Origin of the sequence: Amycolatopsis sp. PS_44_ISF1 (assembly GCF_032335455.1) — a bacterium.
Classification (GTDB): Bacteria; Actinomycetota; Actinomycetes; order Mycobacteriales; family Pseudonocardiaceae; genus Amycolatopsis.
This window is the reverse complement of sequence record NZ_JANUXO010000003.1, coordinates 213111-232773: the sequence shown is the minus strand read 5'-3', so window position 1 is coordinate 232773 and position 19663 is coordinate 213111. Positions and strand designations below refer to the sequence as shown.

At 71.8% G+C, this 19663-nt stretch carries 20 protein-coding genes and 2 pseudogenes; 6 read left to right on the top strand and 16 right to left on the bottom strand.

All coding sequences use genetic code 11. The features are described from left to right. Positions 1-152: 152 nt before the first annotated feature. From NYF13_RS27440 to hrcA, 13 genes and pseudogenes are all read right to left on the bottom strand, one after another. Entirely contained in the window at positions 153-602 is a 450-nt protein-coding gene (locus NYF13_RS27440) for a DUF2752 domain-containing protein (RefSeq protein WP_315660654.1), read from the bottom strand. After that, positions 599-925: a CD225/dispanin family protein gene (locus NYF13_RS27435; protein WP_315660653.1), complete on the bottom strand. Its 327-nt coding sequence runs from the start codon at positions 923-925 to the stop codon at positions 599-601. Before NYF13_RS27435 ends, NYF13_RS27440 begins: the two co-directional genes overlap by 4 nt. 27 nt (positions 926-952) lie before the next feature. Continuing rightward, positions 953-1279, bottom strand: coding sequence for a CD225/dispanin family protein (locus NYF13_RS27430; RefSeq protein ID WP_315660652.1), 327 nt, complete (start codon positions 1277-1279; stop codon positions 953-955). 172 nt (positions 1280-1451) lie between these two features. After that, on the bottom strand, positions 1452-2351 hold the full coding sequence (gene era, locus NYF13_RS27425; RefSeq protein WP_315660651.1) for a GTPase Era: 900 nt from the start codon (positions 2349-2351) through the stop codon (positions 1452-1454). Continuing rightward, positions 2351-2686, bottom strand: coding sequence for a cytidine deaminase (locus NYF13_RS27420; RefSeq protein ID WP_315660650.1), 336 nt, complete (start codon positions 2684-2686; stop codon positions 2351-2353). The genes era and NYF13_RS27420 overlap by 1 nt, the downstream gene beginning before the upstream one ends. Then, positions 2679-4031: a hemolysin family protein gene (locus NYF13_RS27415; RefSeq protein ID WP_315660649.1), complete on the bottom strand. Its 1353-nt coding sequence runs from the start codon at positions 4029-4031 to the stop codon at positions 2679-2681. The genes NYF13_RS27420 and NYF13_RS27415 overlap by 8 nt, the downstream gene beginning before the upstream one ends. A gap of 10 nt (positions 4032-4041) precedes the next feature. After that, on the bottom strand, positions 4042-4593 hold the full coding sequence (gene ybeY, locus NYF13_RS27410; protein WP_315660648.1) for an rRNA maturation RNase YbeY: 552 nt from the start codon (positions 4591-4593) through the stop codon (positions 4042-4044). Beyond that, positions 4590-4922: pseudogene (locus tag NYF13_RS27405) on the bottom strand (PhoH family protein); the annotation flags it as partial. The gene ybeY and the pseudogene NYF13_RS27405, both read right to left, overlap by 4 nt. 1077 nt (positions 4923-5999) lie before the next feature. After that, positions 6000-6782: pseudogene (locus NYF13_RS27395) on the bottom strand (PhoH family protein); the annotation flags it as partial. 152 nt (positions 6783-6934) lie between these two features. Continuing rightward, positions 6935-7288 (bottom strand): histidine triad nucleotide-binding protein, encoded by a 354-nt coding sequence (locus NYF13_RS27390; RefSeq protein WP_315660646.1) that lies wholly within the window; start codon positions 7286-7288, stop codon positions 6935-6937. 328 nt (positions 7289-7616) lie between these two features. Next, a complete protein-coding gene (locus NYF13_RS27385) occupies positions 7617-8369 on the bottom strand; it encodes a 16S rRNA (uracil(1498)-N(3))-methyltransferase (protein ID WP_315660644.1) in 753 nt (250 codons plus the stop codon). A gap of 9 nt (positions 8370-8378) precedes the next feature. After that, positions 8379-9539: a molecular chaperone DnaJ gene (dnaJ, locus tag NYF13_RS27380; RefSeq protein ID WP_315660643.1), complete on the bottom strand. Its 1161-nt coding sequence runs from the start codon at positions 9537-9539 to the stop codon at positions 8379-8381. A gap of 39 nt (positions 9540-9578) precedes the next feature. Then, positions 9579-10604 (bottom strand): heat-inducible transcriptional repressor HrcA, encoded by a 1026-nt coding sequence (gene hrcA / locus NYF13_RS27375; protein WP_315660642.1) that lies wholly within the window; start codon positions 10602-10604, stop codon positions 9579-9581. Positions 10605-10848: 244 nt separating this feature from the next. On the opposite strand from hrcA, the gene NYF13_RS27370 reads away from it, so the two are divergent. The 4 genes from NYF13_RS27370 to NYF13_RS27355 all read left to right on the top strand — a co-directional run bounded on the left by NYF13_RS27370 (position 10849) and on the right by NYF13_RS27355 (position 13545). After that, a complete protein-coding gene (locus NYF13_RS27370; RefSeq protein WP_315660641.1) occupies positions 10849-11388 on the top strand; it encodes a YbaB/EbfC family nucleoid-associated protein in 540 nt (179 codons plus the stop codon). Continuing rightward, positions 11388-11714, top strand: a complete 327-nt coding sequence (locus tag NYF13_RS27365) for a type VII secretion target (RefSeq protein WP_315660639.1) — start codon at positions 11388-11390, stop codon at positions 11712-11714. Before NYF13_RS27370 ends, NYF13_RS27365 begins: the two co-directional genes overlap by 1 nt. Further along, on the top strand, positions 11711-12946 hold the full coding sequence (locus NYF13_RS27360; RefSeq protein WP_315660638.1) for a hypothetical protein: 1236 nt from the start codon (positions 11711-11713) through the stop codon (positions 12944-12946). The genes NYF13_RS27365 and NYF13_RS27360 overlap by 4 nt, the downstream gene beginning before the upstream one ends. An 83-nt stretch (positions 12947-13029) precedes the next feature. Further along, positions 13030-13545 carry a hypothetical protein gene (locus tag NYF13_RS27355; RefSeq protein ID WP_315660637.1) on the top strand — a complete coding sequence of 172 codons (516 nt, stop codon included), beginning with the start codon at positions 13030-13032 and terminating at the stop codon, positions 13543-13545. 5 nt (positions 13546-13550) lie between these two features. Here NYF13_RS27355 and NYF13_RS27350 read toward each other — a convergent pair whose 3' ends face one another. Continuing rightward, positions 13551-15041, bottom strand: a complete 1491-nt coding sequence (locus NYF13_RS27350) for a CoA-acylating methylmalonate-semialdehyde dehydrogenase (RefSeq protein ID WP_315660635.1) — start codon at positions 15039-15041, stop codon at positions 13551-13553. 146 nt (positions 15042-15187) lie between these two features. Between NYF13_RS27350 and NYF13_RS27345 the strand changes: the two genes are divergently transcribed. Both NYF13_RS27345 and NYF13_RS27340 read left to right on the top strand, forming a co-directional pair. Beyond that, on the top strand, positions 15188-16834 hold the full coding sequence (locus tag NYF13_RS27345) for a PucR family transcriptional regulator (RefSeq protein ID WP_315660634.1): 1647 nt from the start codon (positions 15188-15190) through the stop codon (positions 16832-16834). A 28-nt stretch (positions 16835-16862) separates the two neighbouring features. Further along, positions 16863-17252: an SSI family serine proteinase inhibitor gene (locus NYF13_RS27340; RefSeq protein WP_315660633.1), complete on the top strand. Its 390-nt coding sequence runs from the start codon at positions 16863-16865 to the stop codon at positions 17250-17252. A gap of 588 nt (positions 17253-17840) precedes the next feature. Here the strand turns inward: NYF13_RS27340 and NYF13_RS27335 are convergent. Both NYF13_RS27335 and NYF13_RS27330 read right to left on the bottom strand, forming a co-directional pair. Beyond that, on the bottom strand, positions 17841-18899 hold the full coding sequence (locus NYF13_RS27335; protein ID WP_396287754.1) for an ATP-binding protein: 1059 nt from the start codon (positions 18897-18899) through the stop codon (positions 17841-17843). Positions 18900-18919: 20 nt separating this feature from the next. Beyond that, positions 18920-19612 (bottom strand): response regulator transcription factor, encoded by a 693-nt coding sequence (locus NYF13_RS27330; protein ID WP_315660631.1) that lies wholly within the window; start codon positions 19610-19612, stop codon positions 18920-18922. Between the last annotated feature and the right edge of the window lie 51 nt (positions 19613-19663).

Below are 19663 nucleotides of genomic sequence, written 5' to 3'. Positions count from 1 at the left end.
ACGCGGGACCGGCCGTGGTCGCGCTGGTGGCCGGTGCGCGGGAGCGTACTCGGTCACGCCCGCCGCCGGTCCGGGCAGGCACCCGTGGTTGCAGGCGGGCCGGACTCCTGCGACGGGGGCGAGCCCGCCCCGGTTCCGCCCGGGGGCGAACTTCAGACCGCCAGTCCGGTGAACGGCGGGAACGGCAGGTTGCGCACCACGAACCAGAGGCAGAACACCACGGCCACCACGAGCGGCGTCCGGCGCCAGTGCAGCCACGAACGGACCGCGCGGCCCCGCAGCCGGCCGAGGGTCCACGCGGCCCCGCTCCAGGCGAGCAGCACCACGAAAACCAGCGAGACGGCGTTGTAGTGCAAGGCCCCGGCCCAATCGCCGTGCATCAGGCTGTAGGCCATGCGCAGGCCGCCGCAGCCGGGGCAGTCGATCCCGAACAGGTACTTGGTCGGGCACACCGGCAGCGGCCCGCCGGGGGTGGTCGGGTCGCCCAGCCACACCAACGCGCAGCAGACGCCGAGGCCCGCGACGGCGGCGGCGGGCGGCGCGAGGGCCCGTGCCTTCGCCCGTGGCCCTCGCGCCGGAACTCCCGTGTAGACGGTCGTCATGGTGTGTACTCCGAGGCCGAACCCCCGGCGACCACGACCATCACCACGATGAACACCACGTACAGCGCCAGGAGGCCTCCGGTGGTGATGGCCGACCACAGGGCCCACTTCCGCGCGTCGGCCGCCGCCTGGTGCGCCTCCGCGTGGAGGCCCTGAAACCACAGGCTGTTGACCTGCCCGGACTTCACGATCGAAACGATGCCCAGCGGCAGGCAGCACAGCACGGTGGTGAGGACGGCCCAGACGAGGTTGTTGTCCGGCGGCGGTCCGTAACCGTTCTGGCCGTAGCCCGGGGCGCCGGGCGGTGGGTACGGGCCGGTCATGGAAATCCCCCTGGTGGGTGTTCGCCGTCAGTAGGTGCTGACGTTACCGCCGAAGGTGAGCGCCCCCGTGGCCGACAGGATCACCGCGATCACGATCCAGATCACGCCGATCACCGCCGAGATGATCGCCCACTTCTTCGCCGACTGCGCGGCCTGCTGCGCCGCCGCGGTCTGGCCCTGGGCCCACAGCCCGTTCACCTTCGCGGCCTGGACGATCGACACGATGCCGAACGGCAGGCAGCAGAAGATGGTCGTGAGAATGGCCCACACGAGGTTGTTCGACGGCGGCGGTCCGGGCTGGTAGCCCTCCTGCGGTCCGCCGGAGTAGGGGGGCAGGCCCTGGTCACTGGTCATGGTGGGGGAAACCCTTTCCTGGTCTTCTCCTGGATCGCCGCCGCGGCTGCCCGATCAGCCGGCGGTGGCACGAAGCTGCGACTTTAGGGGCCGCTGCCCGGTTCCCGCCGGGAAAAGACGGTCCCGCGATCCAATCGAGACATTGCGGCCACCGGCCGTTCGCGAAAGGCGCTCAGAAACCCAGCCGACGCAGCTGGCGCGGGTCGCGCTGCCACTCCTTGGCCACCTTCACGTGCAGGTCGAGGTAGACCTTCGAACCCAGCAGGCCCTCGATCTGCCGCCGTGCGGTGGCGCCGACCTCGCGCAGCCGCTCGCCCTTGTGCCCGAGGATGATGCCCTTCTGGCTCGGCCGCTCCACGTACAGGAACGCGTGCACGTCGATCATGTCGTCGCGGCCCTCGTGCGGCAGCATCTCTTCGACCGTGACGGCGATCGAGTGCGGCAGCTCGTCGCGGACGCCCTCCAGCGCGGCCTCGCGGATCAGCTCGGCCACCAGCGTCTGCTCCGGCTCGTCGGTGAGCTCGCCGTCCGGGTAGAGCTGCGGGCCCTCGGGCAGCCGGGCCACCAGCAGGTCGGCCACCGTCTGCACCTGGAAACCGTCCACAGCGGACACCGGCACCAGGTCGGCGAACTCCATCACCTCCTGCAGCGCCAGCAGTTGCGCCGCGACCTGCTCCGGCGGCACCAGGTCGGTCTTGGTGACGATGCCGATCACCGGCGTCCGCTTCGCGATCTTGGCCAGCTCGGCCGCGATGAACCGGTCGCCGGGGCCGACCTTCTCGTCGGCCGGCACGCACAGCCCGACCACGTCCACTTCGGACCAGGTCGAGTGCACGATGTCGTTGAGCCGCTGGCCCAGCAGGGTGCGCGGCCGGTGCAGGCCTGGGGTGTCGATGATGACCAGCTGCGCGTCGTCGCGGTGCACGATCCCGCGGATGGCGTGCCGGGTGGTCTGCGGCTTGCTGGAGGTGATGGCGACCTTCGAGCCCACGAGCGCGTTGGTCAGCGTCGACTTGCCCGCGTTGGGCCGTCCGACGAAGCAGGCGAAGCCCGAGCGGTGCGGTGCGGTCATCAGGCGAGCACCTCGACGACGTTGCCCTCCGGGTCGGCCAGGATGATCGAAGCCGTTTCGGCCAGGTCGCGCACGGCGTGCACGGACGCCTCCTGGACCAGCGCGTCGGACGTGACGACGGCCGCCGCCTCGAGCCCCTCGGCTCCGCTCGACAGCGCGGCGGCCACGGCGGCCTGCAGCGCGGTCAGCTTGAACGAGGGCTGGTCGATGGTCGCGGCCGTGTACGTCCGGCCGTCGGTGTCGCGCACGGCGGCACCTTCCGCCGTGCGCGAGCGGGCGCGCGACGACCGGGCCAGCGTGACGAGCTTCTGGTCCTCGGCCTCGAGGTCAGGCATGTTCGACTCTCCTGTCGCGTTCTTCGGGCTGGGGCACCCTGGTGCGGCGGCGCGCACCGGATTCGGTCACCGCCTCGGCGTCGGCCGGGTGCACCACCACCGAGGTGATCCGCATCCGGCCGCGCCGGTCCTTGCCGCCTTCGGCGAACAACCGCAGGCCGGCGACCTCGGCTTCGGCTCCCGGCAGCGGGACCCGGCCCAGCCGCTCCGCGAGCAGTCCGCCCACGGTCTCCACGTCGTGGTCTTCTTCGAGGTCGATCCCGAACAGCTCGCCGAGGTCGTCGATGCCGAGGCGGGAGGACACGCGCACGGCGCCGCCGTCGAGCTCCTCGACCTCGGGGCGCTCGTCGGTGTCGGACTCGTCGGTGATCTCGCCGACGATCTCCTCCAGGATGTCCTCGATGCTCAGCAGGCCCGCGGTGCCGCCGTACTCGTCGACCGCGATCGCCAGGTGGTTGTGCGTGCGCTGCATCTCCTTGAGCAGCTCGTCGAGCCGCTTGGAGTCGGGCACGTAGCTGGCCGGGTTCATCACGGCGTCGACCACGGTGCTGGGGCCGTCCGGGTCCATGAAGGCGGGCATCAGGTCCTTGATGTTGACCACGCCGACGATCTCGTCCACCGACTCGCCGATCACCGGCAGCCGGGTGAACCCGGTGCGCAGCGCCAGCGCGAGCGCCTGGCGGACGGTCTTGGTGCGCTCGATCCAGACGATCTCGGTGCGCGGCACCATCACCTCGCGCGCCACCGTGTCGCCGAGCTCGAACACCGAGTGGATCATCTCGCGCTCGGAGTCTTCGACGACGCCCCGCTCCTGGGCCAGGTCGACCAGCTCGCGCAGCTCGACCTCGGAGCTGAACGGGCCCTCGCGGAAGCCCTGGCCCGGGGTGATCGCGTTGCCGATCACGATCAGCAGCCGCGAAAGCGGCCCGAGGACCGAGCCGAGCACGCGCACCAGCCCGGCCACGGCCGTGCCGACGCGGTACGGGTGCTGGCGGCCGATGGTGCGCGGGCCGACGCCGATGAGCACGTAGCTGACCACGACCATCACCACCGCGGACAGCAGCACGGCCGGCCACAGCTCGCCGAACCAGTGCCCGAACGCCACCGTGACCAGCACCGTCGCGGTCAGCTCGCAGCTCAGCCGCAGCAGGAGCAGCAGGTTGATGTGCCGGCGGCGCTCGGCCACCACGGCGGCGAGCTGGCGCGCACCGGGCCGCCCGATCCGGACCAGTCCGTCGGTGCGGGCCTGCGAGACCGTGCTGATGGCCGCGTCGGCCGCCGCGAACACCCCGGCGAGCAGGACGAGCGCGATCGCGACGACCAGCTGCGTCGTGGGACTGCCCATGACCGTGCGCCTAGGAGGTTTCCCCGGCCGCGGGCGCGTCGAGGCCCGCGATGCCGAGCACGCGGTCGTCCGCGTTGCGCTGGGCGTTCTTCCGGTCCAGCTCGGCCACGGCCGCCTGGAACTCGGTGAGGATCCGCTTCTGCAGGCCGAACATCTCGCGTTCCTCGGCCGGCTCGGCGTGGTCGTAGCCGAGCAGGTGCAGGCAGCCGTGCACGGTGAGCAGGTGCAGTTCGTCGATCAGCCCGTGGCCGGCCTGTTTGGCCTGGTCCTGGGCGAACGCCGGGCACAGCACGATGTCGCCGAGCAGGGCGGGCGAAGCGTCGGGCGCGTCGGGGCGGCGGGAGGAGTCCAGCTCGTCCATCGGGAAGGCCATCACGTCGGTGGGACCGGGCAGGTCCATCCACCGCTCGTGCAGGTCCTCCATCACCTCGAGGGTGACCAGCAGGATGGACAGCTCGGCCAGCGGGCTGACTTCCATCTTGTCGAGCGTGAAGCGGGCGGCCGAGACGATCGACGCCTCGTCGACGTCGACCCCGGACTCGTTGGCGATCTCGATGCTCATCGGCGGTTGCCCTTCCAGCCACCGGACGGCTGGTCCTGGCTGTCCTGCACGGCCTGCCACTTCTCGTAGGCGTCGACGATGTCGCCGACCAGCCGGTGACGGACCACGTCCTGGCTGGTCAGCTCGCTGAAGTGCAGGTCTTCGACCCCTTCGAGGATTTCGCGGACCACGCGCAGTCCGCTGCGCTGGCCGCCGGGCAGGTCGATCTGGGTGATGTCGCCGGTCACCACGATCTTGGCGCCGAAGCCGAGCCGGGTGAGGAACATCTTCATCTGCTCGGGCGTGGTGTTCTGGGCCTCGTCCAGGATGATGAAGGCGTCGTTCAGGGTGTTGTGAGTGACCAGGTAGTCCTCGGTGACGTAGAGCGAATCCTCGGCCGCCACCTGAATACAGACGGCCTCGGCTTGCCCGGCGGCCTCGATGCGGTCGATGAAGCGCATCGGCCTGCCGCCGCCGTCCTGGTCGTACTTGCGCAGCTTACGCTCCAAGCGGAACGGCTTCAGGCCAGCAGGAAGACGGATGTCGAGGACGAAGGCATCGTGCCGGTAGGCGACGTCCTGGCCCTTGGCCCGTCCTGGTTTTCGTCCTTCGGCCGGACGGCACCCGGAGTAGGCGACACCGCCGAGTGACCGCACCAGGCGGATCACATCGTCCTTGAGTTTCGGCGAGGTCGTCGTGTACTGGATTCGGCAACTGCGGGCCCGTTGCGCGACCGGACCGCCATCGGAGTCCAGCAGCCCTTGAAGCAACGAGAACCGGACCGCCGCCGAGTTCTGCAGGTACTGCTCGGGAATGAACTTGGTGTGGGACCGGGTGCCGATGAGTCCCAGCGCTCGCAAAGCCCCTGTCACCGGGTTTTCGAGGGTGATGGCCTCGCCGCGGTGGCGCTCCCGCTTGATCACGTAGTCGACCAGGGATTTCCGGACCACCTGGGTGCCAGGAAGGGCAACGGCCAGCGAAGCAGCCAGCTCCTCGTCTTCGCTGCTAAAGGCGGGGGTGGTCGAGCCGGTCAGGCACCCGTCGCCGATCAGCAGACCCAGGGCGTACGGATCCATCGGTACGCCGCGCTCCGGGTGGCAGACCGGCGCCGTCAGCATCGGCAACTCATACCGCCGGGTGTGAGCAGCGCGGAGCTTGCCGATCATCTGCTTGGTCTCGAGGATCCGCCAGGGCTTGTTCCGGCGCTTGTCGGCATGGGTCTTGACCGCCCAAAGGTGATCCCCACAGCACAGCGTGGACGAGCCGTCACTGGCCGTGACCCGGTAGATGTCCTTCTCGCCCTGCGGGTAGACGCCCAGCACCGGGGTCGGCTCACCGTTTGAACCGGTCACCAGGTCGCCGACCTGGAGTTCACCGATCGGCCGGAAGCCGTCCGGCGTCATTACCTGGGTGGACAGCGGCTGCGCCCGCCCGCGCATGTAGGCGAGCGGGGCGATCTCGATGGTCCCGGCCTGCATCAGCCGCGGGATCGACTCGGGCTCGACCATGTCGTGCAGCGCGTCGTAGAGCGGGCGCAGGTACGGGTCGATCTTCTCGTTCAGCGTGCCGGGCAGGTAGCCGAGCCGCTCGCCGGCCTCGACCGCGGGGCGGGTCAGCACGATCCGGCTGACCTGCTTGGCCTGCAGCGCCTGCACCGCCTTGGCCATGGCGAGGTAGGTCTTGCCGGTACCGGCCGGGCCGATGCCGAAGACGATGGTGTGCTTGTCGATGGCGTCGACGTAGCGCTTCTGGTTCAGCGTCTTGGGCCGGATCGTCTTGCCGCGGCGGGAGATGATGTTGAGGCTGAGCACCTCGGCCGGGGACGCGTCGCCGGAGGAGAGCATGCCGACGGTCCGGCGCACCGTGTCCGGGCCGACCTGCTGGCCGCCCGCGGCGAGCTGCAGCAGTTCGGTGAAGACGCGCTCGGCGAAGGCCACGTCGGCGGCCGGCCCGGTGAGCGTCACCTCGTTGCCGCGGACGTGCACGTCCGCGGCGAGCAGCTCTTCGGCCACGCGCAGGTTCTCGTCACGCGAGCCGAGCAGGCTCAGCGCCGCCCCGTCGGGGATGGGGAAACGGGCCTGAGCCTGGGCCGCGACGCCTTCGGCAGCAGCCGGCTCCCCGCCCTTCGACGCCGAGCTCTTCGACGCCTTCGATGCCTTCGACGCGGGATTGTCGGGTCGGGCGGCTCCACCCGGTGCGGTTCCGGCCACGTGGCCTCTGGCCTGCTTTCTGCGCTTCTGCACGGCTCGGTCGACTACATCGACTTCACGGACAACGAATAGTTCTCCCCCGATGCTACTGGCACCGCCCCCACCACCGCAGGCCGGTTTCCCCACCCCCCGCGGGCCCGGCCGCCGAGGGCTCAGCTCCGCCCGAACGACCCCAGCGGCTCCCCGCCCAGTACGTGCGCGTGCACGTGGAACACCGTCTGCCCCGCGTCCCCGTCGGTGTTGAACACCACCCGGTACCCGCTCTCCGCGATCCCCTCGATCTCGGCCACCCGACGGCACGCCTTCACCACGTCCGCCAGCAGCCCGCCATCCGCTTCCGCCAGCTCCGCCAGGTTCCGGTACCGCACCCGCGGCACCACCAGCACGTGCACCTCGGCCTGCGGGTTCACGTCGCGGAAGGCGAACGTCCGCTCGTCCTGGTACACCACCTGAGCCGGAATCTCCCCGTTGATGATCCGCTCGAACACCGTCTCCGCGTCACTCATGGGCCCCACCCTACAAACCCACTCCGACCCATCGACCACGCTGGCCGGTGCCGTCACGCACCGCGTATCGGCGAAGACGCCGCGGGCGGTGGAGCCTGGGGGTCGCTCCACCGCACCGCGGCTCCGCCGGACCGAGGGGGGAGGTGCCCGGCGGGGTTTTCGGGTACGCGCGCACCAGAGCACTTTCACCCAGTGGCGCGCCGAGATCTGGTTTCTCGCGCGTTGGTCACGAGCGTAGCCGCCCGGAGCGTGATCGCGCCATAACTCGGCGCAAATGCGTGGCGGTTTCCCTGGCCCGGCTCAGGGTCTCCGGTGCGGTGTTCCCGGCTCAGTGCCAGCGGCCGGTCAGCGCGCCGAGAGCGCCGAGGGCGACGGCGGCGGCGGTGGAGGTGCGGAGCACGGCCGGGCCGAGCCGGACGGCGATGGCGCCGGCGGACTGCAGGGTGGCCAGCTCCTCGTCGGTGATGCCGCCTTCGGGGCCGACGACGAGCAGGATGTCGCCGGTGTCGGGGAGTTCGGCGTCGATGAGCCGGCGGGTGACCCCGGATTCGAGCACCAGGGTGCGGGACATGGTGGCGGCGAGCTGCGCGAGCTCGCGGGTGTCGACGGGCTCGGTGACGTCCGGGACGTGGGCGCGGCGGGCCTGTTTGGCGGCCGAACGGGCGGTGGCGCGCCAGCGGGCCAGGGCCTTGCCGCCGCGGGTGCCCTCTTCCCAGCGCGCGACGCTGCGGGCCGCGCGCCAGGGCACCACGGCGTCGGCACCGGCCTCGGTGGCCAGCTCGACCGCCAGCTCGCCGCGGTCGCCCTTGGCCAGCGCCTGCGCGACGTGCACGCGCAACGCAGGCAATTCCTCGGTCCAGCGTTCGACGACGGTCAGGGTGAGCTGGGCTTCCCGCCCGGACTGGACGGAGTCGACGGTGCAGCGCGCCATCGCACCGGCGCCGTCGGAGAGCACGAGCTGCTCGCCCACGCGCAACCGGCGGACGGTGGCCGCATGCCGGGCTTCCTCGCCGTCGAGCACCGCCCGCCCGGTTTCGGGCAGGACGGGGGCGAGGAAGACCGGCAGCGTCGTGTCGGGCACGGTTCCGGCTCAGCGGTTCTTGGTGCGGAGCTTGGAGAACAGGCCGCCGTGCTTGCTGCCGTTGGACGCCAGCGTGGGCACCTCCTCACCGCGCTGCTGGGCCAGGTCCACGAGCAGCTCGCGCTGGGCCTCGTCGAGCTTGGTCGGGACCACGACGTCGACGTGCACGTGCAGGTCGCCGCGGCCGTCCACGCGGCCGGACGAGCGCAGCCGCGGCATGCCCTTGGCGGTGAGCACCAGCTCGGTGTTGGGCTGGGTGCCGGGCTCGATGTCCAGCTCGTAGTCGCCGTCGACCAGGGTGGTGATCGGCACGGTGGCGCCGAGCGCGGCGGTGGTCATCGGGATGCGGAAGTTGCAGTGCAGTTCGTTGCCCTCGCGGACGAACACCTCGTGCGGGGTCTCGTCGATCTCCACGTACAGGTCGCCCGCCGGGCCGCCGCCGGGGCCGACCTCGCCCTGGCCGGACAACCGGATGCGCATGCCGTCGCCGACGCCGGGCGGGATCTTCGCCGTGACGTTGCGCCGCGCGCGGATCCGGCCGTCGCCGCCGCACTGGCGGCACGGGTCGGGGATGACCTCGCCGAGCCCGCGGCAGACCGGGCACGGCCGGGCCGTGACGACCTGGCCGAGGAATGAGCGCTGCACCGACTGCACCTCGCCGGCGCCGCCGCAGGTGTCGCAGGTCTTGGTGGTCGTGCCCTCCGCGGCGCCCGCGCCGCGGCACAGGTCGCAGACCACCGCGGTGTCGACCGTGATCTCACGGTCGGAGCCGGTGGCGCACTCCTCCAGCGTGAGCGCGAGCCGGATCAGCGCGTCGGAGCCGGGCTGCACGCGGCTGCGCGGGCCCCGCCCGCGGCCACCACCGCCCCCGGCCGCGCCGAAGAACGCGTCCATGATGTCGCCGAGGCCGCCGAAGCCGGCGAACGGATCGCCGCCGCCCCCGCGCGCCCCGGAGTCCATCGGGTCGCCGCCCAGGTCGACCACCTTGCGCTTCTGCGGGTCGGAGAGCACCTCGTAGGCGGTGGTCACCTCGCCGAACCTGTGCTGCGCGTCCTCCGACGGGTTCACGTCGGGGTGAAGCTCACGGGCCAGCTTGCGGTACGCGCGCTTGATCTCCTGATCGGACGCGTTCTTGGCCACCCCGAGGATCCCGTAGTAGTCCCTCGCCACCGTCTTCGCCTTCTCCTTCTGCTCCGCCCGGCCCGCTGGTCAGCGGGCGGACAGGATCTGCCCCACGTAGTTGGCCACCGCGCGGACCGCCGCGATGGTGCCCGGGTAGTCCATCCGGGTCGGTCCGACGATGCCCATGCCTCCCAGGATCATGTCGTCGGCGCCGTAGCCGATCGACACCACCGAGGTGCTGCGCATCTGTTCGTCCTCATTTTCCCCACCGATGCGGACCGTGACCGCACCGGGGTAACGCGCCGCCGCCAGCAGCTTCAGCACGACCACCTGCTCCTCGAGCGCCTCCAGCACCTGCCGCAGGGATCCGGGGAAGTCCGCGACGTTGCGGGTCAGGTTGGCCGTGCCGCCGAGCACCAGCCGTTCCTCGGGGTGCTCGACGAGGGTTTCCACCAGCACCGTACAGATACGGATGAGGCTGTCGCGCAGCTCGGCCGGGGCCGCCTCCGGCAGTTCGGCCACGCGGGCCGCGGCCTCGGCCAGCCGGCGCCCGGCCAGCGCGCCGTTGAGCACCGCGCGCAGCCGCAGCACGACCTCCTCGGCGACCACGTCGCCGAGGTCCACGGTGCGCTGGTCGACCCGGCCGGAGTCGGTGATCAGCACCAGCATCAGCCGCGCCGGGGTGAGCGGGACCACCTCGAGGTGGCGGACCGCGGCGTTGGTCAGCATCGGGTACTGCACCACCGCGACCTGCCGGGTCAGCTGCGCGAGCAGCCGGACCGAGCGGCGGAGCACGTCGTCGAGGTCGGTGCCGGAGTCGAGGAAGCTGGTGATCGCGCGGCGTTCGGCCGTGGACAGCGGCTTGATCTCCGAGAGCCGGTCGACGAACAGCCGGTAGCCCTTGTCGGTGGGGATGCGCCCGGCGCTGGTGTGCGGCTGGGCGATGTAACCCTCCTCCTCCAGCACCGCCATGTCGTTGCGGACCGTGGCGCTGGAGACACCGAGGTTGTGCCGCTCGACGATCGTCTTCGAGCCCACCGGCTCCTGGTTGGAGACGTAGTCGGCGACGATCGCGCGAAGAACCTGGAAGCGACGTTCGTCCGTGTTCGCCACCCGCACCTCCCTGGTCTGGCCCTGCTGCCCACCGAGAGTTTACGGAAGCCTGAGGGCCCGGTGCTCAACCCGCCGGGCTCGCCGCCGCAGCACGGGCCCAGAACCATTGTTAAACGAATGGCAAAATCCTCTTAAAGGCAGCGAACCGGACAAATCACGACTTCGCTTGCCGAGGGAACCGGAACCGGGTTTGCTGCCTCAGAACGAGCATGGTGGAACCGAGGACCCGAGGTCAGTCGTGGACATGAACGCAGGCGCACCCAACAACGCCGACATCGCCGAGATCGGACAGCGGGCCGCCGAGGCCCAGGACCGGCTGAAGCACGTCTCCGCGACGGCCACGAGCGCCGACGGGGCGGTCACCGTCACGGTGAACACCGCCGGGGCCCTGCAACAGCTGGCTTTCGGCCCCCGGGCCGATGAGCTCCCGCGCGCCGCGCTGGCCGCCTCCGTGGTCACCACCGCGCACCGCGCGCAGGTGCAGGCGGCCCAGCAGCTGACCGCGATCATGGCGCCGCTGATCGGGGAGAACAGCGACGCGATGAAATTCCTGGAAGAGCAGATTCCCGCCCCGGAGGTCGAAGAGGAACCGCCGCCGGCCGAACCGCGGCGGCAGTTCTTCGACCGCGACGAGGAAGTCCCGCCGCCGGCCCGGCCGGGCCCGCCCGCGCCCCCGGCCCCACCGGTCCCCCCGCGCCCGCCCCGGCCCACCCGGCCCCCGGCAGGCACCACCGATGACGACGACTACTACAACGGCGGCTCGTTCCTGGGGAGGGGTAACTGATGGCCGGAGGGCAGAAGGTCAACCTGACGGCGCTGCAGGCGCACAAGGGTGAGGTGCAGGACATCGGCGAAGGCGTCCGGGCCGGGGCCCAGGCGACCGCCGGGGCCGGGCAGGCGATGGGCGACAACGCGTTCGGCCTGGTCGGAGCGCCCTTCGGCGCGGCCATGGAGATCTGGACGGCGATCGCGTCCTCGTTCATCGGCGACGTCGCGAGCTCGGCCGAGGACATCGCCGGCAAGCTCCAGCAGGCCCACGACATGTACGACGACCACGACAAGCAGACGGCCGGTCACATCAACGGTCTCGGAAAGGAGCTGCCGCGATGACCGAGACGCAGGAAAACCCCCTGGTCGCGAAGTCCGAGTCGCCGGGCGGCTCGATGACGAACCTGGGCTCGTCCGACAACGAGTGGGACAACCTCAACGCCCAGACCTCCGGCGCGGGCATCCTCAACGACGTCGCCTCGTCCATCACCGACTTCCGCAACGGCGACTGGCTCAACCTCGGCGTGGACGTCGCCACGGACGGCCTCGACCTGCTCGGCGCGGCGATGGACCCGCTCGGCACCCTCGCGAGCGCGGGCGTCGGCTGGCTGATCGAGCACATCAGCTTCCTCAAGGACGGCCTCGACCAGCTCGCGGGCAACCCCGAAGCGGTCACGGCGAAGGCCACGACCTGGGAGAACGTCTCCAAGCAGCTCGCCCAGAGCGCCGAGGCGTACGACCAGGCGGCGGCGAAGGTGGCGCCCGAGTTCCAGGGCCAGGGCGGGCAGGCGTACCAGGACACGGCCAAGGGGTACGCCGCGACGCTGCGCGGGGCCTCGGGGCAGGCCCACGCCGCCGGGATCGGCATGAACGTGGCGGCCGCCCTGGTCGGCACCGAGCGCGGGCTGATCCGCGACATGATCTCGTCCTTCGTGGGCGAGCTGATCGTCAAGGGCCTGGCCGCACTGGCCGCCTCGTGGTGCACCTTCGGCGGCACGATCGCGGCCTTCATCGCCGACACCGTGGTCGAAGGCGGCATCCTGGCCGAGAAGATCGGCACCCGCATCGCCAAGGTCGTGGAACAACTGGAGAAGCTCGCCCAGAGCGCCGGCAAGTCCAAGGCGGCCATCGAGAACGCCGCGAACGCGCTGAAGAAGCTCGGCAAAGCCGCGGACAAGGTGACCGACAAGAGCGTCGACCTCGCCGCGAGCCTGGAGAAGAAGGGCAACGAGCTCACCGACTCCGCCCGCGCCGCCGGGAAGTCCCATGTGGACGAAAGCGTCGCGGACAAGAACGAGCGCTGGGGCACGGCGTGGGAGAACAAGGTCCCGGGCCGCGAACACCTCGAAGGCGCGGGCGACAAGGTCTCCGAGCACGGCCGGAGCTTCCTCGACCAGAAGAAGTGGCGCGAACACGACGGGGAAACCCCCCGGTGGAACACTGCGGACACGGTGGGCGCTGCGACCGAAGCGCGCCGTCAGGAGAACGAGCAAATCGCCCGGAGCCACGAGAGCGCCGAAGCCTACGAAAAAGAGCACGGCGAGGAAGGCGGCGGGAGCGAGAAGCCAGAGTGACCGTCGGGCACGGGTGAGGCCGCCACCGTGACGCATGGTGCCAGCACAGGAATGTCCAGTACAGGAATGGAAGGTGCCGAGGAGTGACGACTCCGGCAAGCCCGACGGAAGTGAACGCGGCGAACCTGGCCGGTCGCCTGCACCCGTCCCAGCGCGGAGAAGTGCTGGACGGGTACTTCTGGACCTCGCTCGTGGCCGGGGTGCTGATGGTCCTGCTGCTGATCTTCCTCCCGCTCACCACGGACGCGTTTTCCGGCGCCCACGCCGGGGAGAGCTACGCGGCACTGCCCTTCGGCGTGCTCCTGGTGGTCGCCTGCCTCCTGCTCTGCTGGCGGCGGTACCGGGACCTGAACCGGCCGCTGACCGTGATCGGCGGGTGGACGCACGATTTCGGCGGCGGCCGGTTGACGGACGAGTATCCGATCGGAATGCGGTTCCGACCGCAAGCGTACAAAACCGCCGAACGACGGGAAGTGCGCGCCGGAGGAAAGACCTATCAGCTGACCCGGGAGATGTGGGCGCGGCTCCAGCCGGACCGGAACAACACGCTCTGCGTGCTGCCCCGGACCAAGGTGGTGGTCAACGTCATCCCCTCCTGAGCCGCTCAGGAGTTCCCCGGGAACCCCAGGTTCACCCCCGCGTGCGAGGTGTCGGGCCATCGCGAGGTGACCACCTTCGTCCGCGTGTAGAAGTGGAATCCCTCCGGGCCGTAGGCGTGGCTGTCCCCGAACAGCGAGTCCTTCCAGCCGCCGAACGAGTAGTACCCGACCGGTACCGGGATCGGCACGTTGACGCCCACCATGCCGACCTCGACCTCGTTCTGGAAGCGCCGCGCGGAGGCGCCGTCGCCGGTGAAGATGGCCGTGCCGTTGCCGTAGGGGTTGGCGTTGATCAAGGCCAGGGCCTCGTCGTAGGAGGCGGCGCGCGCGATCGAGAGCACCGGGCCGAAGATTTCGTCGGTGTAGATCGACATCTCCGGGCGGACGTGGTCGAACAGGGTCGGGCCGAGCCAGAAGCCGTTGCCGGGGACCTCGAGCCCGCGGCCGTCCACCACCAGGGTGGCGCCCTCCTCGACGCCCGCGTCCACATAGGACTTCACCCGGGCCTGGTGGGCCCGGGTGACCAGTGGGCCCATCTCCGACTCCGGGTCACGGCCGTCGCCGACCCGGAGCCGGGCCATGCGCTCGGTGATCTTGGCCGCCAGTTCGTCGCCGGCCGGGTCCACGGCGACCACCACCGAGACCGCCATGCAGCGCTCCCCCGCCGAGCCGAAGCCGGCGGACACGGCGGCGTCCGCAGCCAGGTCGAGGTCCGCGTCGGGCAGCACGACCAGGTGGTTCTTCGCCCCGCCGAGAGCCTGCACGCGCTTGCCGTGCCGGGTACCGGTCTCGTACACGTAGCGCGCGATCGGCGTCGAGCCGACGAAGGAGATCGCCTTGACGTCGCGGTGTTCCAGCAGCCCGTCGACCGCCTCCTTGTCCCCGTGCAGCACGTTCAGCGCCCCCGCGGGCAGCCCGGCTTCGGCGAACAGCTCCGCGATGAACAACGCGGCCGAAGGGTCCTTCTCGCTCGGCTTGAGGACCACGGTGTTACCGCAGGCCAGCGCGTTCGGCACGAACCACAGCGGCACCATCGCCGGGAAGTTGAACGGCGAGATCACCCCGACCACGCCCAGCGGCTGCGCGATCGAGTAGACGTCGACGCCGGTGGACGCGTTTTCGCTGAAGCCGCCCTTGAGCAGCTGCGCCGCGCCGCAGGCGTACTCCACGTTCTCGATCGCCCGCGCGACCTCGCCCCCCGCATCCGACTCGACCTTGCCGTGCTCGGCCGTGACGATCTTCGCCAGCTCGTGCCGGCGCGCCGAGAGCAGCTCCCGGAAGGCGAACAGCACCCGGGTGCGCCCGGCCAGCGACGTCGCGCGCCAGCCCGGCAGCGCGGCCGCGGCGGCGGCCACCGCCTGGTCCACCTCGGCCCGCCCGGCGAAGTCCACCTTCGCCCGGACCTCGCCGGTCGCCGGGTCGAACACGTCCCCGGTGCGCGCGGCGGACCCGGTGAACGGCTTGCCGTCGATCCAGTGGCTGATGCGGTCGGTCACGACGTCGGCTCCTTCGGGTCCCGGGCTCACGGTCCACCCGAGTCTCCGGCCGGGCGCCACGCGGGCGCCATCGGCAACGTGTACGGACAACCCCGCCCGGCCGTACAGTCTGTGCCTGCCGGTGCGGAAGGAGAGTCGAGAACCCGATGTACCCGACCGTCGCCGAGGTGCTCGCGCTGCCGGTGCTGCGCCACGGCCGGGCCCGCGTCGTCGCGGGCAGTGCCGGGCTGGACCGGCCCGTGCGGTGGGCGCACGTGGCCGAGATCGCCGAGATCGCGCCCCTGCTCCGCGGCGGCGAGCTGGTGCTGACCACCGGCGTCGCGCTGCCGGACGACGGCGCCGCGCTCACCCGCTACGTCGCGGACCTGGCCGAGGTCGGCGTCGCCGGGCTGGTGGTGGAGCTGGTGCGGCACTGGAGCGACCGGCTGCCGCGCGTGCTGGTCGAGGCCGCCGAGAAGCACGGGCTGCCGCTGGTCACGCTGTCGCGCGAAACCCGCTACGTCGCCGTCACCGAAGCGGTGAACGGGCTGATCGTCGACGCTCAGGTGGCCGAGCTGCGCGTCGCGGAACGCGTGCACGAGACGTTCACCGCGCTCACCGTCGCGGGCGCCGAACCGGGGGTGGTGCTGGGCGAGGTCGCGCGGCTGGCCGGGCAGCCGGTGGTGCTGGAGACCCTGGAGCACGAGGTGCTGGCCTACGACGCCGCCGGGCTCGACCCCGCAGAGCTGCTCACGGGCTGGCCCGCGCGCTCGCGCGTGGTGCAGCTCGGCGAGCGCACGGGCTACCACGCGGCGGCGGGCCGGCTGGTCACCGTGGTCGGCGCGCGCGGGCACGACTGGGGCCGGCTCGTGCTCGTCTGCGCGGAGCCGCCGCCGCACCGGTACCGCGTGGTCGCCGAGCGGGCCGCCTCGGCGCTGGCCGTGCACCGGCTCCTGGCCCGCGATTCCGATTCGCTCGAACGCCAGGCCCACCGCGCCGTGCTGGCCGAGCTGCTGGCCTCGCCCGCGCCGTCGGCGGAGGTGCTGGCCCGGGCCTCGGCGCTCGCCGTGCCGCTCGCCGGGTGTCGGCTGATCGGGCTGGCCGTGCGGCCGAGGGTCACCGCGACCAGCCGGCCGGCGCTGTCCACACCGCCGCTGCTGCGCGAACTCGCGGAGGCGACGGCGTTGGCCGCGCGGCGGGCGAAGGTGTCGGCGCTGGTGACGACGGACGAGACCGGCGTGCGTGCCCTGATCGCGCTTTCGCCCGAGGCCGCGGCGGAGGCGGTGCTGTCACGGCTGGCCGCCGACATCCACGAGGCCCGCGCGAGCGCTCCGTGCGTGATCGCCGTCGGCACGACCGTGACCGGGCCCGCGGAGGCCCGTCGGACGCTGGTCGAGGCCGCGCAGGTGGCCGCCGCCGCGCTGGGCGAGAGCGTGGACCGGCCGTTGCACCGGCTGCACGACGTGCGGCTCCGCGGGCTGCTGCAGCTACTCGAAGGCGACGAGCGGGTGAGCGCGTTCGCCGCGCGCGAGCTGGGGCCGCTGCTGCAGCGCGACGCCGCCTCGGGCAGCCGGCTGGTCCAGGCGCTTCGGCACTACTGCGCGAACGGCGGGAACAAGTCCGCCGCCGCGGTCGCCGCCCACACCTCGCGCACGGCGTACTACCAGCAGCTCGCACGGATCGAGCAGGTGCTCGGCGTGCGACTGGAGGACCCGGAGTCGATGCTGTCGCTGTACGTCGCGTTGCTCGCGCACGACCTGGCCGAGGGCACTCGGACGAGCGAGGAAACCTCACCCGGAAGAGGAGCACAGTAAACGGGCTTCGGCGGCCGATGACTCCAGTATGGTTCTTTCCACTTTCGCCCCGGCCGCCGCGTGCGTGCTGGGCCTCAGCGGGCTCGCCGGAGCGGTCACCCCTCCGCTGCCGGTTGTGCCGGCCTCGATGCTGCAGCTGACCACGCACGAGACCTCCGGCCGGACCGCGACCGCCTCGCTGACCTGCCTCCCCACCGGGGGCAGCCACCCGAAGCGCGACGCCGCGTGCGGCACGCTGATCGCCGCGGACGGCGACTTCGCCCGGATCAAGCCGCGGCTGCAGCGCTGCACGATGATCTATTCGCCGGTGGAGGTGTCGGCCGTGGGCACCTGGGCGGGCCGGCCGGTGTCGTTCCACACCACGTACGCGAACAAGTGCTCGGCGGACGCCCAGTCCGCCGGCGTCTTCGCGCTCTAGGCACAGTCCACAGCGGACAGCCGGGCCGACGGCGGCGGCTCGGCCGCGGGTACGGCCGCCGCGAAGCTCGCCTCAGCGGCCGGTGCAGCCGCGGGACCTGGTTCGGGTGAGGTCCGCTGCGCTTCTTTGCGGTGAACGCCATGGTCGCTTCAGCGGAGATGGAGCGACCAGCTCGTAGTGGCCGGGAAGAAGCCAAGGAGGAGCGGGGGTCAGGGGCTGGGGCCAGAGGGCCGGAAGTCAGGCGGGCCGGGGACCAGTGGGCCGGAGGACCGGCAGGCCAGCTACCAGGCGGAGCGGAGACCAGACGGGCCAGAGGGACTGGCGGGCCGGAAGTCCCGCAGACCGGAGACCCGGAGATCGGCCGGGCCCGAAGACCAGCAGACCGGAGACCCGGAGATCGGCCGGGCCAGAAGACCAGCAGGCCGCAGACCCGGAGATCGGCCGGGCCAGAAGACCAGCAGGCCGCAGACCCGGAGATCGGCCGGACCAGAAGACCAGCAGGCCGCAGACCCGGAGATCGGAGAGCCGAAGGTCAGGCGGGCCAGAAGACCGGCAGACCGGAGGTCCGAAGGTCAGGCGGGCCGGAGGTCAGGCGGGCAGGGTTACCCGGATCCGGCATCCCTCCGAAGGCGGGCCCGCGGCCGGTGTCGCGGCGATCTCGGCTCCACCGGTCAGCGCCGGGGTGCCGGGCGCGAGCACCGCGATCGATCCTCCGTGCAGTTCCACCACCCAGCGGGCGATGGCCAGGCCCAGGCCGGTCCCGCCGCCGTCGGCGCGTTCGCCTCGGGTGAAGCGTTCGAAGACGCGGGCTCGATCGGCCGGCGGGATGCCCGGTCCCTCGTCGCGGACTTCGATGTGGGCCAGGTCCGCGTCGACCACCGCGCGGAGCTCCACCGAGCCGCCCGCCGGGCCGTGGCGGGCCGCGTTCTCCAGGAGGTTCACCACGACCTGGTACAGCCGCGCGCGGTCCGCCGTCACCGCCGCGCCCGGGGGCGACACCGCCACGGCGAACCGCACGCCCCGGCCCGCCGCGGTGGCCATGGCCTCGGCTTCCGCCGCGACCTCGGCGAGCAGTTCCGCCAGGTCCACCTGGGAGAAGTCCAGGGCCAGGGTTCCGCCGTCGATGCGCGAGAGGTCCAGCAGTTCCGCGACCAGGCGCCCCAGCCGCTCCGTCTGGTGCAGTGCCGTGCGCAGGGTGGCCGGGTCCGGTGCGGCGACCCCGTCGACCAGGTTCTCCAGCACCCCGTTCAACGCGGTGATGGGCGTGCGCAGCTCGTGCGAGACGTTCGCGATCAGCTCGCGGCGCTGCTGGTCGGCCGCGGCGAGGTCGGCGGCCATCTGGTTGAACGCGTGGGCCAGCGAGCCCACCTCGTCACGGGCGGTGGCGCGCACGCGCCGGGTGTAGTCGCCCTTCGCCATCGCGCGGGCCGCCGCCGTCATCTCGCGCAGCGGGCGCGTCATGCCGTGGGCCAGGATCTGCGAGGTGACCAGCGCGATCAGCATCGCCGTCACCGTGGTCCTCGGCGGCAGCCAGCCGATTCGCCAGTTGAAGAAGGCGAACGCGATCCCGCCCGAGGCGAGCAGCAGGACGGCCAGTTTCAGCTTGATCGACCGGATCGGGTCGAGCGGGCGCGGCAGCAGGTCCACGAGCCGGCCCAGGAACACCCTCACGCCGGCACCTCCAGCGCGTAGCCGACCCCGTGCACCGTGCGGATCAGGTCGGCGCCGAGCTTGCGCCGCAACGCCTTGATGTGGCTGTCCACCGCGCGGGTGGTCGCGCCGGCGTGCACGTCCCAGTGCCACACCTCGGCCAGCAGCCGTTCCCGCGGCTGCACCGAGCGCGGCCGCCGCGCGAAGTGCACCAGCAGGTCGAACTCGATGGGCGTGAGCTGCGCGGGCTCCCCGGCCCGGGTCACCCGCCGCTCGTCGAGGTCGATCTCCAGCTCCCCGAGCACGATCCGCTCCGGCGCCGGTTCCGCGGACGAGCGCTCCACGCGCCGCAGCAGGGCGTGCACCCGCGCGGTCAGCACGCGCAGGGAGAACGGCTTGGTCAGGTAGTCGTCGGCGCCGACCCCCAGCCCGACCAGCAGATCGGTTTCGTCGGCGCGCGCGGTGAGCATCAGCACCGGCACCGGCCGCCGCGCCTGGATCCGGCGGCACACCTCGAGCCCGTCGAACCCGGGCAGCATCACGTCGAGCACCACCAGGTCCGGTCCGGCCGCGGCCTCCGCCGCCACCGCGGCCGGCCCGTCGTGGGCCAGGTCCACCGTGAACCCCTCGGCCCGCAGCCGGGCGGTGATCGAAGCGGCGATGGTGAGGTCGTCCTCGACGACCAGCACCCGCCGTCCCCCTCTGTCCATGCCGACGACTCTAGGGAACCGGCGTGGAGGCCATCCGGATGAGCTGTGGAG

Excerpts from the sequence above, each read along its gene's own strand:
- NYF13_RS27440 (WP_315660654.1), bottom strand. The coding sequence starts at position 602 with ATGACGACCGTCTACACGGGAGTTCCGGCGCGAGGGCCACGGGCGAAG.
- NYF13_RS27435 (WP_315660653.1), bottom strand. The coding sequence starts at position 925 with ATGACCGGCCCGTACCCACCGCCCGGCGCCCCGGGCTACGGCCAGAAC.
- NYF13_RS27430 (WP_315660652.1), bottom strand. The coding sequence starts at position 1,279 with ATGACCAGTGACCAGGGCCTGCCCCCCTACTCCGGCGGACCGCAGGAG.
- era (WP_315660651.1), bottom strand. The coding sequence starts at position 2,351 with ATGACCGCACCGCACCGCTCGGGCTTCGCCTGCTTCGTCGGACGGCCC.
- NYF13_RS27420 (WP_315660650.1), bottom strand. The coding sequence starts at position 2,686 with ATGCCTGACCTCGAGGCCGAGGACCAGAAGCTCGTCACGCTGGCCCGG.
- NYF13_RS27415 (WP_315660649.1), bottom strand. The coding sequence starts at position 4,031 with ATGGGCAGTCCCACGACGCAGCTGGTCGTCGCGATCGCGCTCGTCCTG.
- ybeY (WP_315660648.1), bottom strand. The coding sequence starts at position 4,593 with ATGAGCATCGAGATCGCCAACGAGTCCGGGGTCGACGTCGACGAGGCG.
- NYF13_RS27390 (WP_315660646.1), bottom strand. The coding sequence starts at position 7,288 with ATGAGTGACGCGGAGACGGTGTTCGAGCGGATCATCAACGGGGAGATT.
- NYF13_RS27370 (WP_315660641.1), top strand. The coding sequence starts at position 10,849 with ATGAACGCAGGCGCACCCAACAACGCCGACATCGCCGAGATCGGACAG.
- NYF13_RS27365 (WP_315660639.1), top strand. The coding sequence starts at position 11,388 with ATGGCCGGAGGGCAGAAGGTCAACCTGACGGCGCTGCAGGCGCACAAG.
- NYF13_RS27360 (WP_315660638.1), top strand. The coding sequence starts at position 11,711 with ATGACCGAGACGCAGGAAAACCCCCTGGTCGCGAAGTCCGAGTCGCCG.
- NYF13_RS27345 (WP_315660634.1), top strand. The coding sequence starts at position 15,188 with ATGTACCCGACCGTCGCCGAGGTGCTCGCGCTGCCGGTGCTGCGCCAC.
- NYF13_RS27340 (WP_315660633.1), top strand. The coding sequence starts at position 16,863 with ATGGTTCTTTCCACTTTCGCCCCGGCCGCCGCGTGCGTGCTGGGCCTC.
- NYF13_RS27330 (WP_315660631.1), bottom strand. The coding sequence starts at position 19,612 with ATGGACAGAGGGGGACGGCGGGTGCTGGTCGTCGAGGACGACCTCACC.